Here is a 3,607-nt window from a genome sequence, read left to right on the forward strand (position 1 = left end):
GCGCCCCGCGTCCGCCCCCGCCCCGCACCGCGGGTGGGCGCGTTGGTCAGCGCCGCCGGGGCGGCGCGGCCCGCCCTACCCCCACCCAGGGGTTGTCGCGGGCCCGCGCGCGGCCCCCCCCCCTCCCGGGTCACCCCGGTGGTCCCTGTCCGACCCCCGGGGTGAGGGGGAGTGGTCAGGAGACGGGTGTCACGTCGGTACGCCGGTGGTCGGTCGGCTTAGTACCAGTGGTTGGCCTGCCAGAAGTTCCAGGCGGCGTTCGGGCTGCCGTAGCGGGTGTTCATGTAGTCCAGCGCCCACTTGATCTGGGTGGCCGGGTTGGTCTTCCAGTCCGCGCCGGCGGAGGCCATCTTGGAGGCCGGCAGCGCCTGGCCGAGGCCGTACGAGCCCGAGCTCGGGTTGGTCGCCGTCACGTTCCAGCCGGACTCGTGGGAGATGATCTGGCTGAACGAGGCCAGCTGGTTCGCCGGGACGATCTGGGCGGCGATGGCCTGCGGGGAGGCGGTCGCGGCGTTCGCGGTGGCGGGCAGGACGCCCGCGCCCAGGGCGGTGAGACCAGCGGTGCCAGCGAGAATCGCGGCGGAAGTGCGCATACGGAGCTTGAAAGTGGGCATGTAGAACAGGACCTCAATCAGGTTGGGCCGAGTCGCGCCCCACCCAGGACCACGGGCCGGACAGGGGCCGTTGCGGTTGTGGGGCGCGACTCGGCGGTAAGCCGTCGACCGGTGTGACAGGAACCGGTGCGGCTGACGACGAGAGCCATTGTTGCCAGACGGGATCGGCCGCCGCCAAGACCCCCTCGTTACGACGCACCGTCGTAGGCGCGAGGGTGGCCGTGGATTCGAAGGGCGGCTCGGGCGGGGTGCTCGGACCGGGGCCGAGCCGGGCGGACGGCGGTCGGCCGACGGTCGGCCGACGGGAGGTCCGGGGGTGCGGCGAGGGGCTCCCGGCCACCACTACCCGCCGTCGTAGCCGCTTTTCGGCTGTGAGCGCACTCACCGTTTGGGCGGCGCGGCCGTCACCGGACGGTCCGGTCACAGCACTTTGGGTACTGACGATCTGTGCCCGGCGCCACAGGAATCGACCACGATGCGTGACCGTCCCCTGATCGGAGGTCACCGAAGGCCGTCAAAGGCCGCCGGGGATCACCGAAGGTCGCCGAGACGGCGGTGGCGGAGCGCCCGGGCGGCGAGCCGGTCCGCCTCGCCGGCGGCCGACAGCTCGCCGAGCGCCCGCGCGACCGCCGCGCCCAGCCGCGCGCAGAAGGCCGCCGGCTCCTCGGCGGCGTCCGGCAGCTCGGGGACCACCTCGTCCACCAGGCCGACCGCCGCCAGCTGCCCGGCGCCGATGCCCTGCGCCCGGGCCAGCTCGGCGGCGTGCGCGCCGTCCCGGTGCACGATCGCCGAGGCGCCCTCCGGCGGCAGCGGTGCCAGCCAGGCGTGCCCGGCGGCCAGCACCCGGTCGGCCGGGAGCAGCGCCAGCGCCCCGCCGCCGGACCCCTGGCCGAGCAGGACGGCGAGGACGGGCGTGCGCAGTGCCAGCAGGGTGGTCAGGCAGTGCGCGATCTCGACCGCGATGCCCTCCCGCTCGGCCCGGGACGACAGTTCGGCGCCGGCCGTGTCCACCACGGTGACCAGCGGCAGGCCCAGCTGCTCGGCCAGTCGGGCGCTGCGCCGGACGGCTCGCAGGTCGGCGGCGGTGAAGGGGCGCTCGTGGTCGCCGTCCTGCCGCTGCCGGTCGTCGCCCTGCCGTTGCTGGCCGACGACCAGGACGGGGTGGCCGCCGAGCACGGCGAGGGCGCGGACCAGGGCGCCGTCGTGGCCGCCGGGGGCGTCGAGCAGGACCAGTTCCTCGGCGGTGCGGCGCAGCAGCTCGCGGGTGCCGGGGCGGTCGGGGCGGCGGGTGCGGCGGACGGAGTCCCAGGCGTCGGGGGGTGTGGCGGTTGGAGGCTCCGTAGGGAGGAGCGGGGCGTCCTGGTGAGGGGCGCCCTTATAAGGAGGAGGGACGGTCCCGAGGACGGCGAGCGTGCGGCGCAGCAGTTCGCGCAGTTCCCGCGGCGGGACCACGGCGTCCACCAGCCCCTGCCCGGCCAGGGTCTCGGCCCGCTGGACGTCCGGCGGCAGCTGCACGCCGCGCAGTTCCTCGTACACCCGGGGACCGAGGAAGCCGAGGCGGGCGCCCGGCTCGGCGAGGACCAGCTGGCCGAGGGTGCCCCAGGAGGCGAAGACCCCGCCCATGGTCGGGTTGCGCAGGTAGCTGAGGTAGGGGAGGCCGGCCGCGCGGTGGGCCTGGACGGCGGCGGTGATGCGGAGCATGCAGAGGAAGGCCGCCGAGCCCTCCTGCATCCTGGTGCCGCCGGAGACCGGCAGGGCGATCAGCGGGAGGCGTTCGGCGGTGGCGCGCTCGACGGCCCGGGTGATCCGTTCGGCGGTGGCGACGCCGATCGAGCCGCCGAGGAAGCCGAACTCGGAGGCGACCAGGGCGACCGGCCGGCCGTCGATCAGGCCGCGGCCGGTGAGCACGGCCTCGTCCAGGCCGGTGCGGGCGCGGGCCCGGTCGAGCGAGGCGCGGTAGTCGGGGTCGGCGGTGGGGAGGGGCGGGGGTTCGTCCCAGCTGTGGAAGCCGCCCGGGTCGACCAGCAGGCCGATCAGCTGGTGGGCGGTCAGCGCGGTGGCCTTGGCGGTCCGCCCGCCGTCGCCCGTGCCGTCGTCCGCGCTCGTGCCTGCGCTCGCGCTCGCCCCTGCGCCCGTGTTCGTCCCTGCGCTCGCGCCCGTGTCCATGTCCACCCCGTCAGTGATCGTTCCGGTCCGGCACGGTCCGTCACTCTATGCGGGGCGGGCGCGGCGCTGTGGGAGTGCTGTGAAGGTGTGAGGAGCCCGACAGCGCGGGCGGATGGAAGTTCGACAGCGGTCGACCCAAGGGTGGCGCGGACCGTTCGTGGACGGCTTCGGCGGGCCGGCTCCGGCGGCCAGCGTACGGGTGAAGTCGCAGATGGGACAAGCGAGTTACCCGTCGGTAAAAAGTTGATTCAAGCCTTCCGGAGTTGTCGGTGGCCCGCCACACTGATGGACATGACCCGCACTCTACGCGCGTGGAAGACCCGCGCTGCCGCCATCACCGCCGTCGCCCTGATGACCCTCGCCCCCGTCGCCGTCGCCACCGAGGCGCACGCCGACGTGAGCGGCACGGTGTGCCTGTCCGCGCTGCCGTCGCAGGCCACCGACACCCTGAACCTGATCGCCTCCGACGGGCCGTTCCCGTACTCGCAGGACGGCGTGGTCTTCCAGAACAGAGAGGGCGTGCTGCCGAGCCAGTCGTACGGGTACTACCACGAGTACACCGTCATCACCCCGGGCGCCCCGACCCGCGGTGCCCGCCGGATCATCACGGGCGAGTCCTCCCAGGAGGACTACTACACCGGTGACCACTACGCCACGTTCTCGCTGATCGACCAGACCTGCTGACCTGCTGATCTGTTGATCGAGTCCCGGTACGGCTGAGTCCACGTGCGGCTGAGTCCCGGGTCCGCGGGGGGCCCGGGGGGCCGGGCCCCGGGGCCCCCCCCGGCCCGGGCCCCCCGCCCACCACCGGGCGCCCCCCCCCCGCG

Annotated in this window: 3 protein-coding genes; 1 reads left to right on the forward strand and 2 read right to left on the reverse strand. The window is 74.7% G+C overall.

All coding sequences use genetic code 11. The annotated features are described in order from the left end of the window. Positions 1–218: 218 nt before the first annotated feature. Both ACFWXO_RS40560 and ACFWXO_RS40565 read right to left on the reverse strand, forming a co-directional pair. The gene (locus ACFWXO_RS40560; RefSeq protein ID WP_375893676.1) at positions 219–593 is read right to left on the reverse strand and encodes a transglycosylase SLT domain-containing protein; all 375 of its coding nucleotides are present in this window, start codon (positions 591–593) and stop codon (positions 219–221) included. A 552-nt stretch (positions 594–1,145) separates the two neighbouring features. Then, the gene (locus tag ACFWXO_RS40565) at positions 1,146–2,780 is read right to left on the reverse strand and encodes a carboxyl transferase domain-containing protein (RefSeq protein ID WP_380531078.1); all 1,635 of its coding nucleotides are present in this window, start codon (positions 2,778–2,780) and stop codon (positions 1,146–1,148) included. 291 nt (positions 2,781–3,071) lie between these two features. On the opposite strand from ACFWXO_RS40565, the gene ACFWXO_RS40570 reads away from it, so the two are divergent. Further along, positions 3,072–3,464, forward strand: a complete 393-nt coding sequence (locus ACFWXO_RS40570; protein ID WP_375893679.1) for a ribonuclease — start codon at positions 3,072–3,074, stop codon at positions 3,462–3,464. Positions 3,465–3,607 lie beyond the last annotated feature (143 nt).

Source organism: Kitasatospora sp. NPDC059088, assembly GCF_042738155.1.
In the GTDB taxonomy this organism is placed as follows: domain Bacteria; phylum Actinomycetota; class Actinomycetes; order Streptomycetales; family Streptomycetaceae; genus Kitasatospora.

Excerpts from the sequence above, each read along its gene's own strand:
- ACFWXO_RS40560 (WP_375893676.1), bottom strand. The coding sequence starts at position 593 with ATGCGCACTTCCGCCGCGATTCTCGCTGGCACCGCTGGTCTCACCGCC.
- ACFWXO_RS40570 (WP_375893679.1), top strand. The coding sequence starts at position 3,072 with ATGACCCGCACTCTACGCGCGTGGAAGACCCGCGCTGCCGCCATCACC.
- ACFWXO_RS40565 (WP_380531078.1), bottom strand. The coding sequence starts at position 2,780 with ATGGACACGGGCGCGAGCGCAGGGACGAACACGGGCGCAGGGGCGAGC.